The organism is Nocardioides glacieisoli (assembly GCF_004137245.1).
GTDB lineage: Bacteria > Actinomycetota > Actinomycetes > Propionibacteriales > Nocardioidaceae > Nocardioides > Nocardioides glacieisoli.
Genome location: NZ_SDWS01000002.1, coordinates 435,545 through 456,781, shown reverse-complemented (window position 1 = coordinate 456,781; position 21,237 = coordinate 435,545). Strand labels below are relative to the sequence as shown.

At 71.7% G+C, this 21,237-nt stretch carries 22 protein-coding genes and 1 tRNA gene; 10 read left to right on the top strand and 13 right to left on the bottom strand.

The genetic code is table 11. The features are described 5' to 3' along the window. Positions 1-19: 19 nt before the first annotated feature. A tRNA-Gln gene (locus EUA06_RS06380) sits at positions 20-98 on the bottom strand. 233 nt (positions 99-331) lie between these two features. On the opposite strand from EUA06_RS06380, the gene EUA06_RS06375 reads away from it, so the two are divergent. Genes EUA06_RS06375 through EUA06_RS06350 form a run of 6 tightly spaced genes read left to right on the top strand, consistent with a single transcriptional unit; the run spans position 332 to position 5,511 of the window. Beyond that, positions 332-1,291, top strand: a complete 960-nt coding sequence (locus EUA06_RS06375; protein WP_129474172.1) for an ABC transporter ATP-binding protein — start codon at positions 332-334, stop codon at positions 1,289-1,291. Then, positions 1,284-2,177 carry an ABC transporter permease gene (locus EUA06_RS06370; RefSeq protein WP_129474171.1) on the top strand — a complete coding sequence of 298 codons (894 nt, stop codon included), beginning with the start codon at positions 1,284-1,286 and terminating at the stop codon, positions 2,175-2,177. Before EUA06_RS06375 ends, EUA06_RS06370 begins: the two co-directional genes overlap by 8 nt. Beyond that, positions 2,174-3,085 carry an ABC transporter ATP-binding protein gene (locus EUA06_RS06365; RefSeq protein WP_129474170.1) on the top strand — a complete coding sequence of 304 codons (912 nt, stop codon included), beginning with the start codon at positions 2,174-2,176 and terminating at the stop codon, positions 3,083-3,085. The genes EUA06_RS06370 and EUA06_RS06365 overlap by 4 nt, the downstream gene beginning before the upstream one ends. 5 nt (positions 3,086-3,090) lie before the next feature. Continuing rightward, positions 3,091-3,783, top strand: a complete 693-nt coding sequence (locus EUA06_RS06360) for an ABC transporter permease (RefSeq protein WP_165354280.1) — start codon at positions 3,091-3,093, stop codon at positions 3,781-3,783. Between the two features lie 25 nt (positions 3,784-3,808). Further along, positions 3,809-4,930, top strand: coding sequence for an ATP-dependent DNA ligase (locus tag EUA06_RS06355; protein WP_129474168.1), 1,122 nt, complete (start codon positions 3,809-3,811; stop codon positions 4,928-4,930). Further along, complete coding sequence (locus EUA06_RS06350) at positions 4,927-5,511, top strand: hypothetical protein (protein WP_129474167.1); 585 nt, start codon at positions 4,927-4,929, stop codon at positions 5,509-5,511. Before EUA06_RS06355 ends, EUA06_RS06350 begins: the two co-directional genes overlap by 4 nt. Positions 5,512-5,670: 159 nt before the next feature. On the opposite strand, the gene EUA06_RS06345 is transcribed toward EUA06_RS06350, so the two are convergent. Then, entirely contained in the window at positions 5,671-6,756 is a 1,086-nt protein-coding gene (locus EUA06_RS06345; RefSeq protein WP_129474166.1) for a sulfotransferase family protein, read from the bottom strand. 105 nt (positions 6,757-6,861) lie between these two features. Here EUA06_RS06345 and EUA06_RS06340 point away from each other — a divergent pair, with 105 nt between their 5' ends. Beyond that, complete coding sequence (locus tag EUA06_RS06340; protein WP_129474165.1) at positions 6,862-9,594, top strand: stealth conserved region 3 domain-containing protein; 2,733 nt, start codon at positions 6,862-6,864, stop codon at positions 9,592-9,594. Between the two features lie 8 nt (positions 9,595-9,602). Here EUA06_RS06340 and EUA06_RS06335 read toward each other — a convergent pair whose 3' ends face one another. Together EUA06_RS06335 and EUA06_RS06330 are read right to left on the bottom strand one after the other, a co-directional pair. Further along, complete coding sequence (locus tag EUA06_RS06335) at positions 9,603-10,685, bottom strand: DNA polymerase domain-containing protein (RefSeq protein ID WP_129474164.1); 1,083 nt, start codon at positions 10,683-10,685, stop codon at positions 9,603-9,605. Then, a complete protein-coding gene (locus EUA06_RS06330; protein WP_129474163.1) occupies positions 10,685-11,083 on the bottom strand; it encodes a DUF6855 family protein in 399 nt (132 codons plus the stop codon). The genes EUA06_RS06335 and EUA06_RS06330 overlap by 1 nt, the downstream gene beginning before the upstream one ends. A 53-nt stretch (positions 11,084-11,136) precedes the next feature. Here EUA06_RS06330 and msrB point away from each other — a divergent pair, with 53 nt between their 5' ends. After that, complete coding sequence (msrB, locus tag EUA06_RS06325; RefSeq protein WP_129474162.1) at positions 11,137-11,532, top strand: peptide-methionine (R)-S-oxide reductase MsrB; 396 nt, start codon at positions 11,137-11,139, stop codon at positions 11,530-11,532. A gap of 3 nt (positions 11,533-11,535) precedes the next feature. Here the strand turns inward: msrB and EUA06_RS06320 are convergent, their stop codons facing one another. From EUA06_RS06320 to EUA06_RS06300, 5 genes are all read right to left on the bottom strand, one after another. Further along, positions 11,536-12,384 (bottom strand): hypothetical protein, encoded by an 849-nt coding sequence (locus tag EUA06_RS06320; RefSeq protein WP_129474161.1) that lies wholly within the window; start codon positions 12,382-12,384, stop codon positions 11,536-11,538. 62 nt (positions 12,385-12,446) lie between these two features. Next, positions 12,447-12,866: a rhodanese-like domain-containing protein gene (locus EUA06_RS06315; RefSeq protein ID WP_242497993.1), complete on the bottom strand. Its 420-nt coding sequence runs from the start codon at positions 12,864-12,866 to the stop codon at positions 12,447-12,449. Beyond that, positions 12,863-13,336: a cysteine dioxygenase gene (locus EUA06_RS06310; protein ID WP_129474160.1), complete on the bottom strand. Its 474-nt coding sequence runs from the start codon at positions 13,334-13,336 to the stop codon at positions 12,863-12,865. The genes EUA06_RS06315 and EUA06_RS06310 overlap by 4 nt, the downstream gene beginning before the upstream one ends. 100 nt (positions 13,337-13,436) lie before the next feature. Next, on the bottom strand, positions 13,437-14,144 hold the full coding sequence (gene hemQ / locus EUA06_RS06305; protein ID WP_129474159.1) for a hydrogen peroxide-dependent heme synthase: 708 nt from the start codon (positions 14,142-14,144) through the stop codon (positions 13,437-13,439). A 4-nt stretch (positions 14,145-14,148) separates the two neighbouring features. Further along, positions 14,149-15,501 (bottom strand): protoporphyrinogen/coproporphyrinogen oxidase, encoded by a 1,353-nt coding sequence (locus tag EUA06_RS06300; protein ID WP_129474158.1) that lies wholly within the window; start codon positions 15,499-15,501, stop codon positions 14,149-14,151. A gap of 23 nt (positions 15,502-15,524) precedes the next feature. Here EUA06_RS06300 and EUA06_RS06295 point away from each other — a divergent pair, with 23 nt between their 5' ends. Both EUA06_RS06295 and EUA06_RS06290 read left to right on the top strand, forming a co-directional pair. Next, positions 15,525-16,508: an NYN domain-containing protein gene (locus EUA06_RS06295; protein WP_129474157.1), complete on the top strand. Its 984-nt coding sequence runs from the start codon at positions 15,525-15,527 to the stop codon at positions 16,506-16,508. A 57-nt stretch (positions 16,509-16,565) separates the two neighbouring features. After that, positions 16,566-17,528 (top strand): DUF4349 domain-containing protein, encoded by a 963-nt coding sequence (locus EUA06_RS06290; RefSeq protein ID WP_129474156.1) that lies wholly within the window; start codon positions 16,566-16,568, stop codon positions 17,526-17,528. 85 nt (positions 17,529-17,613) lie between these two features. On the opposite strand, the gene EUA06_RS06285 is transcribed toward EUA06_RS06290, so the two are convergent. Genes EUA06_RS06285 through EUA06_RS06270 form a run of 4 tightly spaced genes read right to left on the bottom strand, consistent with a single transcriptional unit; the run spans position 17,614 to position 21,192 of the window. Further along, entirely contained in the window at positions 17,614-18,954 is a 1,341-nt protein-coding gene (locus EUA06_RS06285) for an MFS transporter (protein ID WP_129474155.1), read from the bottom strand. Continuing rightward, the gene (locus EUA06_RS06280; RefSeq protein ID WP_129474154.1) at positions 18,951-19,541 is read right to left on the bottom strand and encodes a flavin reductase family protein; all 591 of its coding nucleotides are present in this window, start codon (positions 19,539-19,541) and stop codon (positions 18,951-18,953) included. Before EUA06_RS06280 ends, EUA06_RS06285 begins: the two co-directional genes overlap by 4 nt. Continuing rightward, a complete protein-coding gene (locus EUA06_RS06275) occupies positions 19,538-20,053 on the bottom strand; it encodes an NADPH-dependent FMN reductase (RefSeq protein ID WP_129474153.1) in 516 nt (171 codons plus the stop codon). Before EUA06_RS06275 ends, EUA06_RS06280 begins: the two co-directional genes overlap by 4 nt. After that, positions 20,050-21,192 (bottom strand): LLM class flavin-dependent oxidoreductase, encoded by a 1,143-nt coding sequence (locus EUA06_RS06270; RefSeq protein WP_129474152.1) that lies wholly within the window; start codon positions 21,190-21,192, stop codon positions 20,050-20,052. The genes EUA06_RS06275 and EUA06_RS06270 overlap by 4 nt, the downstream gene beginning before the upstream one ends. Between the last annotated feature and the right edge of the window lie 45 nt (positions 21,193-21,237).

The window sequence follows — 21,237 nt, the reverse complement described above, 5'->3', positions numbered from 1 at the left end:
GGTGCCAGCCGATGACCAGCTCCCCGGGATGGAGTCGAACCATCGTCGCTAGTCCTGATTCAAAGTCAGGCGGGCCCTGCCGGCAGACCAACCGGGGATTGTGGAGACAAGCCTAGGGCCCGCCTCGGGCGGGACTGCCATCTGGCCGGCAGACCAACCGGGGATTGTGAGCACAAGCCTAGGGCCATCACCGGACGTCATACGGAAGGGGCAACCGCTTGCTCCGTCCGTATGACGTCCCGAAACCCGGCTGAACCTTCACAGGACCTGCACACCGGATCGGGGGCATCCCTGATGCCCCGGGTCGTAGGAGGCCGCTAGCGTGAGGAACGTGACGGGGGAACAGCACGGGCCAGGGCCGGTCATCACGACCGCGGGCCTCACCAAGCACTACGGCGCGGTCCACGCGCTGACCGACCTGACGGTCGAGGTCGGAGCCGGCGTGACCGGACTCGTGGGCGCCAACGGCGCCGGCAAGTCGACGCTGATCAAGATCCTCCTCGGCCTGCTCGAGCCGACCGGTGGGCACGCCAGCGTCCTCGGGCACGACATCGAGCACGGGGGGCAGGAGATCCGCAGGCTCGTCGGCTACATGCCCGAGCACGACTGCCTGCCGCCCGACGTCAGCGCCAGCGACTTCACCGTCCACATGGCCCGGATGTCCGGCCTCGGCGCGTCCGCCGCTCGCGAGCGGTCCGCCGACGTGCTCCGCCACGTCGGGCTCGACGAGGAGCGCTACCGGCCGATGGGCGGCTACTCCACCGGCATGAAGCAGCGCGCCAAGCTCGCCCAGGCGCTCGCCCACGACCCGCAGCTGGTCTTCCTCGACGAGCCGACCAACGGCCTCGACCCGGCGGCGCGCAACGACATGCTCCGGCTCGTGGAGCGCATCGGCAGCGAGTTCGGCATCGCCGTCCTCGTCACCTCCCACCTGCTCGGCGAGCTCGAGCAGGTCAGCGACCACGTGATCGTGCTCGACGGCGGCCACCTGCTGCGCTCGAGCGCCACCGGCGACTTCCTCCAGCGGACCGGCAGCCTGCTCGTCGAGGTCGTCGGGACCGAGACCGAGCGCGACCGGCTCGGCGAGGCCCTCGCCCTGCGCGGGCTGACCTGCCGCCCGCGCGGCCCGATGGTGGCCATCGACCCGCCCCCGCCCGAGCTGGCCGCCGAGGGCGTCGCCCACGACCTCATCCGTGACGTCGCCGCCGAGCTCGGCCTGGGCCTCATGCGGCTCCAGCCCGACCGCCGGCACCTCGAGGACGTCTTCCTGGACGGAGGGGCCCATGTCTGAGCACTCACAGCCCGGCAGTCGCCCCGGCGTGATCCACGACCTGGGCTACCGCCACTACGACGGGGTACGCGACGGCACGGCGACCATCGCCCGCACCCTCTTCGTCACCGGCCTGCGCCACGCCTACGGGCTGGGTCGCTCGGGCAAGTCCAAGGTGATGCCCTTCCTGCTGCTCGGCATGTCGGTCATGCCGGCCCTCATCGTGGTCGGGGTCGTGGTGCTCACCGGCGGCAGCTCGCTGCCGGTCTCCTACGCCGACTACACCAACCAGACCCAGCTGCTGGTGAGCCTCTTCGCAGCCGCGCAGGCGCCGGTGCTGTTCTCCCGCGACCTGCGGCACCGCTCGATCGTGCTCTACTTCGCCCGCCCGCTCGCGGCGCCCGTCTTCGCGCTCGTGCGGTGGCTGTCGCTCACCGTCGCGGTGTGGCTCTTCATGTCGGTCCCGACGCTGCTGCTCTACCTCGGGGCGCTGCTCTCCGGCCTGGACAAGAGCGACCAGACGAGCGCGCTCCTCAAGGCGGTCGTCCTCCAGGTCCTCCTCGCGATGCTGATCGCCGGCATCGCCGGGCTGATCTCGTCCGTCTCGCTGCGTCGCGGCTTCGCAGTCGTCGGCTCCGTGATGGCGCTGATCGTCCTGACGGGGGTGATCACCGCGGTGCAGGCGATCTCCGCCGAGGAGGACGCCGATGCGGTGGCCACCGCGGTCGGGCTGTTCTCGCCGTGGTCGCTCTACAACGGTCTCGCCGACGCGTGGGACGCAGGCGTCGAGACGTTCGTGCCCGTCGACGGCGCCTGGCCGCTGGCGTACGCCCTGGTGGCACTGCTGCTCGTGGCCGGCTGCCTCCTGGGCCTGGTCGCCCGCTTCCGGAAGGTGGGCTCGCGATGAGCAACCTGGTCCTCGACTCCGCCTCGCGCTGGTTCGGCAACGTCGTCGCGGTCAACGACGTCTCGCTCAACATCGGCCCCGGCGTCACCGGCCTGCTCGGCCCCAACGGTGCCGGCAAGACAACGCTGATGGCGATGATGGCGGGCTTCCTCGCCCCGTCCGCCGGGCACGTGACGCTCGACGGCAAGCCGGTGTGGCGCAACACCGAGATCTACCACCAGATCGGCCTGGTGCCCGAGCGCGAGCTCAGCTTCGGCTACCTCACCGGACGCCAGTTCGTCCGCGCCAACGCCGACCTGCACCGGCTGCCCGACGCGGCCGAGGCGACCGAGCGGATCCTCGCGGAGGTCGACATGGTCGAGCCGGCCGCGCGCCGCCTCGACACCTACTCCAAGGGCATGCGGCAGCGCGTGAAGATCGCCGCTGCGCTCGTCCACCAGCCGTCCGTGCTGCTGCTCGACGAGCCGTTCAACGGCGTCGACCCGCGCCAGCGGATGCACCTGATGGACCTGCTGCGCCGCCTCGGCGACGACGGCCGCACGGTGCTCTTCAGCTCCCACATCCTCGAGGAGGTCGAGCGGCTCGCCCGCCACATCGAGGTCGTGGTCTCCGGGCGGCACGCCGCCTCCGGCGACTTCGGCGCGATCCGCCGGCTGATGACCGACCGGCCGGTGCAGTACGCCGTGCAGTCCAGCGACAACCGCGCCCTCGGCGCCGTCCTGATGGCGCAGGACTCGGTGCGGGCCGTCAGCCTGCGCGGCGACCACCTCGACGTCCAGGTCGACGACCTGGGCAGGTTCGCGGTCGACCTCCCCGGCCTGGCCAAGCAGCACGACGTGACCCTCTTCGAGCTCTCCCCCAGCGACGAGTCGCTGGAGAGCGTCTTCGCCTACCTGGTGGCCCGATGATGAACGTGACGATCGCCAAGCTCGCCCTCCAGGCCCTCCTGGGGCGCCGGCGCTTCTACCTGCTGCTCGCCTTCCCGGTGCTCCTGATCGGCCTCGTCACGCTCATCACCGTGCTGACCGACGGTGACGCCGCGTGGGAGATCGTCCCGGGCCTGGGCTACACGCTCGTCCTGCCGCTGGTCGCGATCCTCGCGGCCTCCTCGGTGCTCGGCCCCGAGGTCGACGACGGGTCGATCGTCTACCTGCTGTCGAAGCCGGTCAGCCGCTACGGCATCGCGATCAGCAAGTGGCTGGTGGCGCTGGGCGCGACGCTGGTGGCCGGCTCGCTCCCGATCTTCGTCGCCGCGCTCATCACCGGCGACACCACCCGCGCGGTCGCGCTCTTCGTGGGCGCCGTCGTGGCCGGTACGACGTACTCCGCACTCTTCCTCGCGATATCGGCGGTCACCCGCCACGCGGTCATCGCGTCGCTGATGTTCGTGCTGATCTGGGAGAGCCTGCTCGGCAACCTGTTCACCGGCATCGCCTGGTTGAGCATCAGCCAGTGGGGCATCCGGATCGGCCATGCGCTCTCCGACGAGCTGCCCGACCCGGCGAACCTGCCGTGGGCGATCGGCGCCAGCCTCGTCGTGACGCTGGCCGGCGTGTGGTTCGCGGGCGACCGGCTGCGGTCGTTCTCGCTGCGCGGCGAGGACTGAGCCCAGCAGGACTAGGATTTGGGGCGTGGACCTCCCCGTGATGCCGCCCGTGCAGCCGATGCTCGCCAAGAGCGTCAGCGGGGTGCCGGACCCGGCGAAGCACGGCGGCCTGAGCTTCGAGCCCAAGTGGGACGGCTTCCGCTGCCTGGTCTTCAAGGACGGCGACGAGGTCGAGCTGGCGAGCCGCAACACCAAGCCGCTGACCCGCTACTTCCCCGAGGTCGTCGCGGCCTGCCGCGAGCAGCTGCCCGACCGCATCGTGCTCGACGGCGAGATCTTCGTCGGCCTCCAGGGCGCCGAGGGTTGGCGACTGGAGTTCGAGACGCTGCAGGAGCGCATCCACCCCGCTGCCAGCCGTGTCGACAAGCTGTCGGTCGAGACGCCCGCCGGCTTCGTGGCCTTCGACCTGCTGGCGCTCGGCGACGAGTCCTTCATGGACCGTCCGCTCTCGGAGCGACGTGCCGCGCTCGTCGAGGCGCTCGGTCATCTCGACGGCAGCGGACCGTGCTTCCTGACCCGCACCACCGAGGACGCGGCGGAGGCCGAGCGGTGGTTCGAGGAGTTCGAGGGCGCGGGGCTCGACGGAGTCGTCGCCAAGCCGCTCGGGTCGGCGTACGAACCCAACAAGCGCACCATGCTCAAGATCAAGCACGAGCGCACCGCCGACGTCGTCCTCGCGGGCTATCGCGAGCACAAGACGTCCACGCCCGAGGAGCCGCTGATCGGCTCGCTGCTGCTCGGGTTGTACGACGACGACGGCGAGCTCCAGCACATCGGCGTCTCGGCCAGCTTCACCGCCGCACGGCGGGCCGAGCTCTGGCAGGAGCTGCAGCCGCTGGTCTGCGACATCGCCGATCACCCGTGGGGCCGGTGGAACGAGTTCCTCACCGCCAACCCCGACCGCATCCCCGGCACCCAGAGCCGGTGGAGCGCGGGCAAGGACCTCGGGTTCACCGCGCTGCGCCCGGAGCGGGTGCTCGAGGTGAAGTACGACCACATGGAGGGCCGGCGGTTCCGCCACACCGCGCATTTCAAGAGGTGGCGCACCGACCGCGACCCCGAGAGCTGCGGATACGGTCAGCTCGACGAGCCGGCCGGCTACGACCTCACCCGCATCCTCAGCACCGACCCCGGAGGCGCATCATGAGCGAGACCCACACCCCGACCGACGAGTCCATCCACGACGGGCACGGCACCTACGACGTCGTCCTGCTCGTCGAGCAGGCCCTCTCCCCCGCCGACGCGGCCCAGGTCCGCTCGCTCCACTCGGAGATCGAGGACCAGGTCGTCTACCACGTGCTCCTCCCCCTCGAGGACGCCGCGGCCCGCATCGAGGCCTCGATGGGGACCCTCGGCGCCGGCGACCTGATGGCGGCACCGGCGCTCGCGATGAACGACGTCGACATCGAGGCCCTGCGCAAGGAGTGCGAGGACACCTCGAACGCCGAGCTCAAGCAGACGCTCGCCGCGATCGCGGGCGCCGGCGGGAAGGCGACCGGCAAGGTCACCTCGGAGCCCCCGGTCGACGCCCTCGCTGCCCTCGTCACCGCGGTCGACGCGCGCGAGGCGATCATCCTCACCCGCCCGCACGTCGTGGCCGAGTTCTTCCACGTCGACTGGACCTCGCGCGCCCGCCGCAAGCTCGGCGTACCCGTCCTCCACCTCATCGAGCACGAGAACTTCGACGAGCAGGCCTCCGGTCAGGGCGAGGGCGTCAGCGGCGTCTGACCTGGCGGGTAGCTGCCCGCCCCCGCCGAGGTAGTCCAGTGACTTCCGGTTGTCCGATCGATGTAGTCCAGTGACGATTGGCTGTCCGAGGGGCGCGCCGACGACCAACGCTCACTGGACTACCCCGGCCCGCGGCGACCGGTCGCTCACAGAGGACGGTCAGCGGCGGGTGACGCGGCGTACGACGGCGCGGCGCAGGATCGCGGCCGCCTCGCGGCCGCCGACGGCGGGTGCCTGCGGCGCACCACTCCGGCGAGCGGCGGCGAGGTCGTGGCGCAGCTGCTGGACGGTGCCGCGTTGGGCGTCGCGGGCCTCGCGCCCGGCGAGCGTCGACTCCGCCCGGGTGTGGTCGAAGGTGAGTGCCACCGCATCGGCGTAGCGCGCGGTGTAGTCGGCGTGGATCGCGTCGAGGCGCCGTTGGGTCTCCTCGTCGTGCGGGCTGGTGGTGAGCACACCGAGCAGCTGCCACACCTCCTCGGCCATCTCCTTGAGCCACCCCGGGGTCGCCACGTCGTCCCACGTGAGCTGCGACTTGCGCATCGACGGCTCGATGAAGTCGTCGACCGCGTGGTGGTCGCGCGAGGAGAGGTCGGTGTCGAAGGCCAGGTCGAGCTGCTCCTGCACCGGCCGGAGGGCCGCGCGCCAGTCGCCGAGGAGGTCGGTGTAGCGGACGAACGAGCGCTTCCGACCGCGGCCGGCCCGCTCGGTGAGCAGCGCGGCGTGCACCCAGCCGGCGACGTTGGACGTCTCCTTGGTGAGCCGCAGCTCCTCGGACTGGCTGGAGAGGTAGGCGATGTCGCGCGAGCCGACGACCTCGGCCGGGTGCCGCAGCGCGGTGAGCCAGCGCAGGTCGACGTCGAGCTCGGCGCTGACCGTCTCCCAGGCCTGGGCGAACCAGAAGGCGTGCGGGTCCTTGACGACGATCTGGTCACCCACGAACTCAGGTGCAGTCAGCTGACCGGACAACCACTCGCGCAGCTCGGCCTGCGGCTCGCCCGACGCGAGGTAGGTGGCGACGAGGTCGACGGCGGCCGGCCTGCTGTCGATGTTGAAGAGTGCGAGCTCCTTGAGGTGGCGCTTGTGGAAGTCGATGACCCACTGGGGCTCGTAGAACCCGCGCGGGTTGGTCTCCGACGCCTCGACCTCGGGCTGCGGCACGTGCAGGCCGAGCCGCTTGAGGGTGCCCGCCAGCGAGCTGGTGCCGCTGCGACCGGAACCGGAGACCAGGACCAGAGGGGTGGGCATGCGGGTCACCCTATCGGCCTGAGTCAGTCCCCCTAGGATCGTGGCGGACGGCTTCCACGAGAGAGAACTGAGGCGCACGTGGCTCTGGGCGACAGGGTGAAGTCAGTGGTGCGGCGCGCACGCCGCGACGGCCCCCTCGACATCGTCTTCGTCCTCTTCAACGCCGACGGGATGGGCGGCACCGCCCGCTCCGGCATCGAGCAGGCCAACGCGCTGCTCGCCCTGGGCGAGGGGCACCGGGTCCGCATCCTCAGCGTCTGGCGCAGCGGCGACGCGACCCACTACCCGCTGGCCGACGGGCTCGAGGTTACCTACCTCGTCGACGTACGACGTGAGCGGGCGACCGCGGTCGCCGGCCGGCATCCCGACGAGCTGGCCCGAGAACTGGCCCAGCGTGAGTCGGTGATCGTGCCTCGCAGCTGGGACGCCCTCTACAACGGCCTGACCGACGCCACGATGCGCGACGCGCTCGGCTCGATCGAGGCCGACGTGCTCGTCACCACGACGCCCGAGCTGCTGGCCGTCGTCGCCCAGCTCGCGCCCGCCGACGTGGCTCTCGTGCACCAGGAGCACCGCGCGTCCTCGGCCCGGGTCAACGACCTCGGCGCCCTGCTCGAGTTCGCCCCGCGCGCCGACATCGTGGTGTCGCTGACGGAGTCGATGTCGCGGTGGCTGGCGGGCCGGCTCGGCGGCGCCGCCCCCGAGCTGCTGGTGATTCCCAACCCGCTGCCCGGCACGCCGCAGGCGCGGTCGCCGCTCGACCAGAAGACCTTCGTGACCGCGGGACGGCTGGCGCCCGAGAAGCAGTTCGAGCACCTCGTCGACGCGTTCTGGCGCATCCACGAGGAGATCCCCGGCTGGACGCTGACCATCTGGGGCGACGGCCCGCGGGCCGACAACCTCGCCGCCCAGGTGCGCAAGCTCGGCCTCGAGGACCGCGTGCTGCTGCCCGGCTCGACGCAGGACCTCGCCGCCGAGTGGGCGAAGGCCAGCGTTGCCGTGCTCGCCTCGCGAGGCGAGGGCTACCCGCTCGTGCTGCAGGAGGCGATGTCGGCGGGCGTGCCACCGGTGTCGTACGACTGTCCCTCCGGCCCGCGCGAGATGATCACCCACGACGCCGACGGCCTGCTCGTGCCGCCCGCCTCGAAGGCCGCGATGGCCGCGGCGATGCTGCGGATCGCCACCGACGACGCCCTGCGCGAGCGCCTCGGCGCCGCTGCGCTCACCCGCTCCGAGCGCTGGGGCGGCCAGCGGCTCGCCCGGCAGTGGGTCGGCACGTTCCGGCACGCGGTCGAGCGACGCGCCGACCCGCTGGCGCCCCGCCGTGTGTTGCACGGCCTGCGACCGGGGCCGCTGGGCGACCTTCCCGAGACCTCGTCCGCGGCGGGCATCACCCCCGCCGAGGCGCGTACGACGACCCTGCGGGTGCTCACCTCTGCCGCTGCGGCGACCGGCAAGGACGGTTGGTTCGTGATGCCGGCGCGCGGCCTGGACCCGCACCCGGTGGTCGTCGTGCCGTCCTCGCACCGCGGCGACTTCCTCGCTGCCCTGGCACAGGCGTCCGTCCCCGACTGGCTGTCGGTCCGCGACCCGGCCGAGCGCGGGTGGCACGAGCGGCGCGGCACGGTCGCGGTGATGACCGACGAGCTGTCGCGCACCCGCACCGCCTCGCTCTTCCTCGAGCCGTGGCCGATGCGCGGCGGGCACGACGGCGTGCTCGGCGAGGGCGTCGAGGTCGGCGTGCAGTTCTGGGAGGAGTCGCCCGAGGGCGACCTGCTCGCGCCCGGCCTCAACCGGTTCGGCGACCGCGTCCCGACCGGCACCCCGCGCACGACCATCTCCATCGAGGGCGTCGACGTGCCGACGATCGAGGTGATGGCCCTGCCGACCGTCGACGACGTCCGCTTCGACGTCGACGTCGTCTACACCTGGGTCGACGGCGACGACGAGGAATGGCTGGCCGCCCGCGACCGGCGGATCGTCGAGACCGGCGGCACACCGGACGAGCGCGCGGGCGGCGCGCAGCGCTACACGAGCCGCGACGAGCTCCGGTACTCGATGCGCAGCCTCCACCTCTTCGCCCCGTGGGTGCGCCGGATCCACCTCGTCACCGCCGGCCAGGTGCCCTGGTGGCTCGACACGTCGCACGACCGCATCCGGGTCGTCGACCACCGCGACATCCTCCCGGCCTCGGCGTTGCCGACCTTCAGCTCGCACGCCATCGAGACCCGGCTGCACGCCGTCCCCGACCTGGCCGACCACTTCGTCTACGTCAACGACGACGTCTTCCTCGGCCGGCCGCGACGCCCGGAGCACTTCTTCGCCCCCGGCGGGCAGTACGCCGCCTTCGTCGCGGACCACCGCGCCGTCGGCCTGCCCGGCACGGACGACCGGCCCTACCTGACCGCCGCGCAGAACAACCGCCGGGTGCTCACCGACGCCTTCGGGGTCGCGCTGACGCAGACGATGATGCACAGCCCGCACCCGCAGCGGCGTACGACCCTCGAGGAGATCGCGGCCCGCTTCCCCGACGAGGTGCATCGCACGACCGAGGCGCCGTTCCGCTCGGACACCGACCTGTCGCTCCTGTCGTCCTTCGCGCAGAACTACGGCCTCATCACCGGCCAGGCCTTCCGCGCGGGCGCCCACCACGGCTACGTCGACCTCGGCCACCAGCAGCTGCCCGCCCAGCTCAAGCAGATGCTCAAGCGCGACCGCGACTTCTTCTGCGTCGCCGACAACATGCTCTCGGCCTTCGACGACGGCCGCGCCGACGCCCTGCTGCACGAGTTCCTCGAGGCGTACTTCCCGATCGCGGCCCCGTGGGAGCTCGGCTGAGCGGTGTCTCAGTCGGGGATCCGGTTGCCGTCCTCGTCCCAGTGGGACTCGACCTTCTTCGACGGCTGCACGCGGGGCGGCTCGCCGGGCATCTTCGGGTGGTCAGGCGGGAAGTTGAGCTCGACGGGGTGCTCGTCCCAGAGGTCGAGGAGCGGCTGCAGCGAGTGGTGCACGTCGTCGATCGCGGCCCACGGGTCGCCGTCGGAGGCGAGCCGCTCGGGCACGGTGAAGAGGTTGAGGCCGGCGGGCGAGTCGAGAGAAGCCAGCTCGTCCCACGACAGCGGGGTCGAGACCGGCGCACCGGCGATCGGGCGCAGGGAGTACGCCGACGCGATCGTGCGGTCGCGGGTGTTCTGGTTGAAGTCCACGAAGATCCGCTCCCCGCGCTCCTCCTTCCACCACGCCGTCGTCACGCCGTCGTCGCGCTTCTCGAGCTCACGACCGAAGGCGATGGCCGCGTGGCGGACCGCGGCGAAGTCCCACTCCGGCGAGATCCGCACGTAGACGTGGATGCCGCGGTTGCCCGACGTCTTCGCGAAGCCGGTCATGCCGAGGTCGCCCAGCAGCTCGCGAGCCACGCCCGCGACCCGTACGGCATCACCGAAGGTCGTGCCCGGCTGCGGGTCGAGGTCGATCCGGAGCTCGTCGGGGTGGTCCACGTCGTTGCGCCGGACCGGCCAGGGGTGGAAGGTCAGCGTGCCCATGTGGGCGCACCACACCGGCACCGCGATCTCGGTCGGGCAGATCTCATCGGCCGTGCGGCCGGACGGGAACGTGATCGTCGCGGTCTCGAGGTAGTCGGGAGCCCCCTTGGGGACGCGCTTCTGGTAGAACGCGTCGGCGTTGCGGTCCTGCGGCCCGGTCGCCAGCTTCATCCCCGGACGTACGCCAGACGTCCACCGCTCCAACGCCGTCGGCCGGTCGCGCAGCGCGCGCATCAGGCCGTCCTCGACGCTCGCGAAGTACTCCGCGACCATCAGCTTGGTGACCTCGCCGGTCATCTCCGTGGCCTCGTAGATCACGCGGTCGGGCGAGGACACGCGGACCTCCCGGTCGCCGGCCTGCACCATCACCGTCTTCGCCGCCGCCATCAGATCGCGCGGACCCGGTTGTTGCGGGCGTTGTGCTCGAGCTCGACCAGGCCCAGCTCCTCGAGCAGCGGCGGGAGGTGCATCCCGAACCTGCCGCGGTAGCCGTTGCGCTGGCCGTACCACCCACCCACCGGGTTGTCCTGCGACCGGCCCCACGCCTCCACGGTGCCCTCCGCCGCGTCCTTCTTCTCGTCCGCGGCGCCGAGCGGCATCCAGTCGCCGTGCTCGCGCAGCATCGCGTGGAGGTCGTCGATCGCGGAGGCCAGATAGGTGAGCTTCGTCGTCCCGACCTGGCAGACCAGCAGGCCCGCGTCGTCGTCGCGGTGCATCGTGTACGTCGACGAGCCGGGCGCCGTCGTCAGCTGCCAGGGGTCGTCGGGGGTTCCGCTTCCGCTCATGGTGCGAACCTAGCCCTTGGCTCCGACCTTTCGCCGCTCCGTAAACTGGAGGCATGGCCTACGACGTGCAGAAGACCGACGAGCAGTGGCGCGAGGAGCTCACCGCGGAGGAGTACGCCGTCCTCCGGCAGGCGGGCACGGAGCGTGCGTTCACCGGGGAGTACACCGACACCGAGACCGAGGGCACGTACTCGTGCAAGGCGTGCGGGTCGGAGCTGTTCACCAGCGACACCAAGTTCCACTCCGGCTGCGGCTGGCCGAGCTTCTACCAGCCGATGACCGACACGATCGAGTACATCGAGGACAACTCCGGCGGCATGAAGCGCGTCGAGGTCCGCTGCGCGACGTGCGGCTCCCACCTCGGTCACGTCTTCCCCGACGGCTTCGGCACGCCCACCGGCGACCGCTACTGCATCAACTCGATCAGCATCACGCTCAAGGAGACGTGAGCCTCACTCGGCGGGCTCGAGCGCGGAGCTGACACGCACGAGGCCGTCTCCGTAGGTCTCGTCGGCCCAGTCCTGGATGGAGCCGTCGTCGTAGACCACCTGCGCGTCGAGGGAGTCGGGTGAGGTGGACCCGCTGGTCAGCAGCTGGTCGCCGAGCGCTGCCTGCAGCTCCTGGTTGACGGCGTTGAGGTCCGCGTCGGTCTTCTCCACGGTGGTCACGCAGAGCAGCCCGCCCCACGTCTTGCGGAGCTCGGCCTCGGCAGCCTCCGGGTCCTCGGTCACGGCGACGCTGATCGTGCCGTTGCTCAGCCACGCGGTCGCGTAGGTCGGCAGCGCCGACGCGGCAGCGAGGGTGGCGTCCATGTCCTCGGGAGACGCCATGTCGGCGTCGGTGGTGGTCGCGTCGTCGCAGGCCGGCTCGAGGCCACCCGCCTCGGGCTTCGCCATCGTGTCGTAGAGCGCAGCCGGGATGGCGTCGGTGACGGTGAAGGTCGTGCCGTCGTACGTCCCGGTGACGTTGTACTGCCCCCACGTCACCCCCGAGGCCTTCTCGGCGCCGACGTCACCGAAGTCGAAGTCCACGAGCTCCGGGCCGCCGCACTGGGGCGGGTACGACTCGGCGACCGCGCCGAGGCAGAGCTCGGGGCCGTCTCCCGTGTCGAGGACGGTGACCAGTCCGCGGGTCCGCACCTGGCCGTCGGGGACGGGCGTCGGCGCGCCCGTGGACGACGGCTCACCGGAGGCTGACGGGTCGACGGCCTTCGTGTCGCCCTCGTTGCCGCAGGCAGCGAGGGCGGTGACGGACAGGACGAGGGCAAGGGCGCCCGAGAAAGGTAGGCGTGAGTACGTCATGGTGGTCCGACGGTACTGCTCGCGAATGCGTTCCCGGCCGACCCACGACGGCCGGGAGTGGGTCAGGCCCGGTGCGGGCACGCGGTCGGCAGGTGCGCCTCGCGCCACGCCTTGAAGCCGCCGACGACGTCGGTCGCGTCGAGGCCCAGGCTCCGCAGCGCGTCTGCTGCGAGGCTCGAGGTGTAGCCCTCCTGGCACAGCACCAGGATGCGGGCGTCGTACGACGCCTCGGGCAGGCACGCCTCCGAGCGCGGGTCGAAGCGCCACTCGAGCACGTTGCGCTCGATGACCAGCGGCCGCAGCGCGGGGCTCACCTCACCCTCGTCCGCACGCTGAGCGACCGGGCGGATGTCGACGAGGAGCGCGCCGTCGAGCGTCTCGCGGTAGGCCGACTCGACGTCGATCCGGTCCAGCCGCGACCGGGCGTCGGCCAGCAGCGCGTCCACGCCGTCGTGCCGGACGGGGGCGGACACGGCGCTCACCAGGTCTCCCGCCGCTCGACCCTGGCGACCTGCAGCCGTCCGCGGACGAGCTCGTAGCGCGTCATCTCGGCGAGCGACGGGGCGTAGGCGTGCAGCGACACCGCGGTGCGGACGCCGTGGTTGATCACGTCGTGGATGTGGCTGCCGTCGAACTCGCGCACGCCGGGCGCCTGCAGCGTGGTGGCGGTGGCGACGCCGGTCCAGACGTACTCGGTCAGCTGGCCCTCCAGCACGGCGAACGCACCGGCGGCCGAGCCGTGGTCGTGCCAGCCGGTGCTCGAGCCGGCCGGCCAGGTGATCAGCCAGATGTCGGCGTCCTGGCCGTGCTCGACCCGCACCCACGTGCGCTCGGGGATGGTGCGGTCGACCGCGCCGAGCGGGTCGTGCGTGCTGAGGTAGCGGGCGAGGGCCGCGCGCGCGGTGCGGGAGGTCGGACGCTGGCGGACCGGGCTGGGGAAGGTGGCGCTCATGCTGACTCCTTAAGAACAATGTTGAGTAAGTTACTCTACATTGCTCCACGAGCCGGTCTCCCCCGTCGGGCGACACGTGTTGCCGAGCGTGGGTGACAGGTCAGGGCAGGCGGGCGAGGAGGTCCGCCGGGCTCACCCGGGCACCGGTGTAGAACGGCACCTCCTCACGCACGTGCCGACGCGCGTCGGAGGCGCGCAGGTCGCGCATCAGGTCGACGATGCGGTGCAGCTCATCGGCCTCGAAGGCCAGGATCCACTCGTAGTCGCCGAGCGCGAAGGACGCCACCGTGTTGGCGCGGACGTCGGCGTAGCCGCGTGCCTGCTGGCCGTGCTGGGCGAGCATCCTGCGACGCTCGACGTCGTCGAGGAGGTACCACTCGTAGGACCGCACGAACGGGTAGACGCAGATGTGCGCGCGGGGCTCCTCGTCGGCGAGGAAGGCCGGGATGTGCGACTTGTTGAACTCGGCCGGACGGTGCAGCGCCATCTGCGACCAGACCGGGTCGAGGCGGTAGCCGAACGACGTGCGACGGAAGGCGTTGTAGGCCGCCTGCAGGGCCTCCGAGTCCTCGGCGTGCCACCACACCATCAGGTCCGCGTCGGCGCGCAGGCCGCTGACGTCGTACAACCCGCGCACCACGACGTCCTGCTCGGCGAGCACCTCGAGGAGCGCCTCGACGTCGGTCGCCTCGGCGGACCGGTCGGCGTCGCCGAGCACGTCGCGGAGCTTGAAGACCGACCACATCGTGTAGCGGATGGTGTCGTTGAGCTCCTTGGTGCGGGCCGCGTTGGTCTTGTCCGTGCTCATGCGTTCATTCTGCCTGCGTGAGCGAGGCCACAGCACGGCGGGCGGACCCGATCACGGCGGGGATGCCGACGCCGTCGTACGCCGCCCCGCACAGCGCGAGCCCCGGCAGGTCGGCGACGGCCGCGCGGATGCGCGCGACGCGGTCGACGTGACCGACGGCGTACTGCGGCAGCGCGCCACCCCACCGCTGCACGTGGGTGTCGACGGGTCGCGCGGTGATGCCGGCCAGTGCGCCGAGGTCGGCGAGCGAGACCCGCACCAGCCCCTCGTCGGTGGCCTGCAGCGTCCCCTCCTCGCGGTGCCGGCCGAGCGAGGTGCGCAGCACCACGACGTCGGGGCCCCCGAGGTCGCGGACCCAGCCCCACTTGGCGAAGGAGAAGGTGGCCGCCTTGATCGACCGCTGCTCGACCGGCGGGACAAGGAAGCCCGACCGGTCGAAGAGCGCGTCCGGCACGTCCTGGGCGCGGCAGGCGAGCGTCACCACGGCGACGCTCGCGGCCTCGACCGTCGCGAGCTCGGCGGCGACGCCGGGTGCGACGTCGGCCAGCAGGCGGGCCGTCGGCGTGGCGGGCGTGGCCAGCACGACGGCGGCCACCTCGATCGTCTCGGGGTGCGTGGTCGGGCCGACGGTGAGCGCCCAGCCGGTCGGCGTACGCCGCAGCTCGCGGACCGTCGCGGAGGTCCGCGCCTCGAAGCCACCGCCGTCGACGACCAGGCCCGGCAGACGGCCCATCCCGCCGGGGACGGTGGCGAAGACCGGGGCGCTGGACACCGGGAGGCCCGCCGCCTGGTCGAGGAGCGAGCCTCGGCGGGCCATCGCGAGCAGCTGGGGCACCGCGGCGGCGGCCGAGATGCGGCGGGCGTGGCCGGCGTACACCCCGCCGAGCAGGGGCTCGACCAGTCGCTCGACCACCTCGTCGCCGAGCCGTGAGGCGACGAGGTCGCCGACCGACACGTCGCCGGAGACGTCGGTCGGGGTCTCCGACGACGCGCGCGCCAGCCCGTCCGGGCTCAGCACCCCGCTGGCCGCGAGCTGGTCGAGGTCGAGGGGGACGCCCATGAGCGAGCGCGGCAGCGCGCGCATCGCTCCGCGCGACCAGACCCCGGACGTCGCGGCGGTGGGGTGCAGGACCTCGGCGCCGAGCTCGTGGGCCAGCTCCAGCCCCTCCGGGCGTCGGGCCAGCATCGCCTCGGCGCCGACGTCGACGGTGAGACCGGCGACCTCGGCGCTGCGGAGCTTGCCGCCGAGCTGCGGCGAGGCCTCCAGCAGCAGGACGTCGCGTCCGGTGGCGGCGAGCGCGCGGGCCGCGACCAGTCCGGCGACTCCCCCACCGACGACCACCACGTCCCACGCCACACCGTCAGCCTAGGCTGCGCAGTGTGGACGCCAATGGGAGCACCGACCGGATCGCCGTGCTGATCGACGCAGAGAACACGAGGGCGGCCTACGCCGACGAGGTGCTCAGCGAGGTAGCGAAGTACGGCAACCCGACGATCAAGCGGGTCTACGGGGACTGGACCAACTCCCACCTGACGCCGTGGGCGCGCCGGCTCAACAGCCTCGGCCTCCGGGCGATGCACCAGAACGCCTTCACCAAGAGCAAGAACTCCTCCGACCTGGCGCTCGTGATCGACGCGATGGACCTGCTCTACGACGACAACGTCGAGGCCTTCGCGCTCGTGACGAGTGACAGCGACTTCACCAGCCTCGCCCACCGGCTGCGCGAGTCGGGCAAGACGGTCTACGTGCTCGGCGAGAACAAGGCACCCGACGCCCTGAAGAACGCCTGCGACAAGTTCATCGACCTCGAGGTGGTGCAGGACGAGAAGAAGACCGACGGCGACGAGCTGCCCGACGGGGACGACGAGACCCCCGCCCCGACGATCAACCTCCAGAGCGCACTGACGCGTGCCCTCAACGCGGTGGCGGACGACGAGGGCTGGGCCACCTTGGCGTCGCTCGGCAACCAGCTGACCCGGACCTACCCGTCCTTCGACGCTCGCTCGTTCGGCAACAGCGGCACCCGGCTGAGCACGCTCGTCACCGACCAGCCCTACCTCGAGACCTCCGGCTCCGGCAACGCGATGCGCGTGCGCCGCAAGGGCGCGGTGAAGGAGGCGGCGTCGAAGGCCGCCCCGAAGGCGGCTGCGAAGGGCGAGGGCAGGTCGGAGTCGACGTCCGAGCCCCAGGCCGCCAAGGAGCCGCGAAAGCCGCGGGCGTCCAGGGCGCGCAAGGCGACGAAGGTCGAGACGACCGAGACCGCCGGCTCTCCCGCCGAGGCCCCCCAGGTCGAGGGCCCGAAGGTCACCACCACGACGCGCGCCGCGAGGAAGAGCACGAAGGCCGCGGCCAAGAAGGCCTGAGGGTCACAGTTCCGTCACGGCCGGAACCGGCCTCGCCGACGACGGCGTCCGACGGGCATGACCACTCGCACCCGCGCCGCCGGCCTCCTCGCAGCGATCACCATGACGGCCGTGCTGGCCGCCTGCTCGTCCTCCGACAGCGGTGGAGGCTCGGACGCCGACTCGTCCACCTCGTCCTACGACAGCGAGTCGGGTGCCTCGTCCGGTGACCTCGGGACCGCCGAGTCGCCGAGCACGGGCCGCGACGCCGCGGGATCCGACGACAGCACCTCGTCGTCGGCGGGTGGACCGAGCACGCCCCAGATGGAGCGGGCGGTCGTCTCGACCGGAACGGTGTCGCTCTCCAGCACCGACGTGACCAAGACCCGTCAGGACGTGCAGCGCATCGTCGACGCGCAGGGCGGCGACATCACCGAGGAGGACACCAGGACCGACGAGGAGGGCGGGGCGTCGTACTCGCGGTTCGTCATCCGCGTGCCGAGCAACAGGTTCAGCACGGCGATGGCCGCGCTCCAGCAGGTCGACGGCCTCGTCGCCGCCGGGCGGGGCTCGGACGACGTGAGCACGGAGGTCATCGACACCGCCGCCCGCGTGCGGGCGCAGGAGTCGAGCCTCGAGCGTGTCGAGCTGCTGCTCGCCGAGTCGACGTCGCTCAAGGACCTCATCTGGATCGAGTCGCAGCTGACCACGCGTCAGGCCGAGCTCGACTCCCTGAAGTCGCAGCAGTCCTGGCTCACGGACCAGACCTCACTGTCGACCATCACCGTCGACATCACCCAGAAGCAGGCGGAGGAGGTCGTCGAGCCGGCGAAGAAGAAGGACGAGGAGCCCGCCGGCTTCCTCGACGGACTGAGTGGCGGCATGAAGGCCCTCGGCGGCACCTTCGCCGCGATCGGACTGATCGTCGGTGCGCTGCTGCCCTTCGCCGCGGTGGCCCTTGTGATCGGCCTGCCGGTCTGGCTGGTCGTACGACGTCGCCGGGCGACCCCCGCACCGGTCGCTCCGGCCGAGACCGCGTAGACGCGCGGACCGAACCCCACCCGTCCGGTGGTCGGCAGGCGTACGCCGACCGCCGGATCGGGGGTTGTGTCCGCGCGTCTACGACTCAGACGGTGACGGGCTCCCGCGCCGCGCGGGCGTCGACGTCCTCGCGGTCGAGCCCGCGGCCACGGGTCTCGGGCAGGAAGTGCGCGCAGGTGAGCGAGATGGCCGCGACGAGCACGTTGTAGCCCGCGACCCACCAGAGCGTCCCGTCGCCCGTGGTCACCAGCCACGCCGCGATGAGCGGGGTGAGGCCGGAGGCGAGGATGCCAGAGACCTGGTAGAGCGTGCTGAGCGCGGTGTAGCGGTAGCGGGTGTCGAAGAGCTCGGACCAGAAGGCGGCGAGCGGGCCGTAGACGATGCCGTAGATCGCACCGAGGCCGACGACGAAGACCAGCGAGATCGCCCAGCGGTTCTCGGTCTGGACAAGCCAGGCCGCAGGAAAGGCGAACAGCAGACCGAGCCAGGCACCGACGCGGTAGACCGGCTTGCGGCCGACCTTGTCGGACAGGGCGCCGGCGATCGGCACCAGCACCACACCGATGGCGGCGCCGACGATGATCGCGTCGAGCGCCCAGCTGCGCGGCAGCTCGAGGTTCGTCGCGACGTAGGCCAGCAGGTAGACGGAGAACAGGTTGAAGGTGAAGCCCTCGATGAAGCGCGTGCCCATGCCCAGCAGCAGCGGGCGCGGCTGCTCGGCGACGAGGTCCTTCAGCGGGAGCCGCGAGATCTCCTTGCGCTCCTGCACCTTGGCGAACTCGGGCGTCTCCATCACCGACAGCCGGATGTAGGCGCCGATGCCGAGCAGCACGATGCTGACCAGGAAGCAGGCGCGCCAGCCCCAGGCGAGGAAGTCGTCCTCGGGCAGCAGCCCGGCGAGCGAGAAGGCCCCGGCCGCGAGGACGAGTCCGCCGGGAACGCCGATGTGGGCGAAGCTGCCGTAGAAGCCGCGGCGCTCCGCGGGGGCGTACTCGACCGCGAGCAGCACGGCACCGCCGTACTCGCCGCCGACGCCGATGCCCTGCAGCACGCGGAGCACGACGAGGGCGATGGGTGCCCAGACGCCGATGGAGTCGTACGTCGGCAGCAACCCGATGAGGGCGGTGCCGATGCCCATGATCACGAGCGTCAGCAGCAGCATCTGCTTGCGGCCGATCCGGTCGCCGAAGTGGCCGAAGACCAGGCCGCCGATCGGGCGGGCGAAGAAGCCGACGGCGAAGGTCGCGAACGCGGCGAACTGCGCGGCCGGACCGTCGAGACCGTTGAAGTAGAGCTTGTCGAAGACGACGGCGGCGGCCGTGCCGTAGAGGAAGAAGTCGTACCACTCGATGGTGGCGCCGACCGCGGACGCGACGGCCACCCGGCGGGGGCTGGGCGGCAGGGTGGTGTCCTTGTGCGCACTCATGCGGCGTCCTCCTTGGACTCGTGCGAGGACTCCCGCGAACCGACCTCGGCGCCGTTGATCCGGCCGTCGAGGCGGGCGGGGTCGAGGTCGTCGCGGTGGAGCTTCGCGAAGCCCGAGCGGTGGAAGACGAGCGGGTGCTCGCCACCGCCGCCGCCGACCTCGTGCACCGCAAGGAGCACGATCAGGTGGTCGCCGGCGACGACCTCCTGGTGCACCGAGCAGTCGTAGGTCGCGACGGCCTCGTCGAGGAGGACCGATCCGTTCTCGGTGACCCGGAACGGCAGCCCGGCGAAGCGCTCCTCGCGCGGCCCGGCGAGCTGGCGGCACACCGCGTCGTGGTGGTCGGCGAGCACGCTGATGCCGAGGTGGTCGGCCTCGCGCAGCAGCGGCCACGTCGAGCTGGTGGTCGAGATCGAGAACGACACCAGTGGCGGGTCGATGCTCACCGAGGTGAACGACGACGCGGCGATGCCGGTGAGCTGGCCCTTGACGGAGGCCGCCACGGCGACCACACCTGACGGGAAGGCGCCGAAGGCGTCGCGGAGGGTGCGGGGGTCGAGCGCGGGCGTGGACGGGGAGGACTTCACGCGGACACCGCCTGACTGGTCGAGGTTGCGGGGGTGGACGGGAGCAGGTGCTCGGCGCCGGCGAACCAGCGGTCGTACGGCGCGGCGTCGGCGTGCTCGGAGTCGAGGACGAACAGCCCCCGGGTCGGCACCGACGCCCCGAGCTCGACGAGCAGCGGGCGCAGGCCGTGCTCGACCGACAGCGCGTGGGTGTCGGCCGCGCCGAGCATCAGCGGGATCGCAGTGACCCCGCCGAGCCCCTGGTGCGGGAAGCGGTCGAGGAAGACCTTGAGAAGCCCGGTGTAGGTCGCCTTGTAGGTCGGGCTCGCGACGATGACCACGTCGCTCGACGCGACCTCCTGGACGAGCTCGTTGATCGTCGAGGACGACCAGTCGAAGAGCTCGTCGGTGTGGTCGGCGAGGTCGACGACGAGGTCGGCGCCCCCGAGGTGCTCGGCCAGGGTCAGGGCGGCCTCGTAGGTGCGCGAGACGGGCTTGGGGTTGCCGACGACGACGGCGACGCGAGTGCTCATGACGCGGCCCGCTGGGCGCCGAAGGGGACCGACGACCGGTTGCGCACCGGAGCCGGGTTGGTCCACAGGCCGCGCTTCTCGAGCACCGGCAGGACGCCCTCCCCGAAGTGGTAGGCACCCTCGAGGTGGGGGTAGGCGGACAGCACGAACTCGTCGATGCCGACGGCGGCGTACTGCTCGATGAGGTCGGCGACCTCCTCGTGGCTGCCGACGATGGCGGTGCCGGCGCCGCCGCGGACCAGGCCGACACCGGCCCAGAGGTTGGGGTGGATCTCGAGGCCGTCCTTGCTGCCCTCGTTGAGGGCCAGCATGTTCTTCTGGCCGACCGACTCGGAGCGCTTCAAGCCTTCCTGCACGCGCTTGATGTCCTCGTCGGAGATGCCCTCGAGCAGACGGTCGGCCTCAGCCCACGCCTCCTCGGAGGTGTCGCGCGAGATGGTGTGCACGCGCAGTCCGTAGGTCAGCTCGCGGCCCTTCTTCTCCGCGAGCTCCCGGATCCACTGGACCTTCTTCGCGACGGCGGCCGGCGGCTCGCCCCACGTCAGGTAGACGTCGGCGTGCTCGGCCGCGACCTCGCCTGCGGCGGGCGACGAGCCCCCGAAGTAGATCCCCGGGACCGGGTCGGGCAGCTGCTGGAGCCTGGCCCGGTCGACGCGCAGGTGCTTGCCGGCGTACGTCACCTCCTCGCCCGTCCAGAGCCGCCGCACGATCGAGAGGAACTCGCCGCAGCGCTCGTAGCGGCCGTCCTTGTCGAGGAAGTCGCCGTAGGCCCGCTGCTCGTGGGACTCGCCGCCGGTGACGACGTTGAGCAGGAGGCGACCCTCGGTGAGGTTCTGGAAGGTCGCGGCCATCTGGGCGGCCAGCGTCGGCGAGGTGAGTCCGGGCCGGAACGCGACGAGGAACTTGAGCCGCTCCGACAGCGGGGCGAGCATCGCCGTGGTGAGCCACGCGTCCTCGCACCACGCGCCGGTCGGGGTCAGCGCGGCCTCGAAGCCGAGCTGCTCGGCGCTGCGGGCGATCTGCCCGAGGTAGGGCACGCTCGCGGGCCGTCCCGCGTTGCCGTGCTCGACGCCGTGGCCGCCGCTGACGACCTGCCGGCCGTCGCCGCCGTTGGTGGGCAGGAACCAGTGGAACTTCATGTGTGGACTCCTCGATCGGTGCGTTGCCGCGCATTACTATAGTTA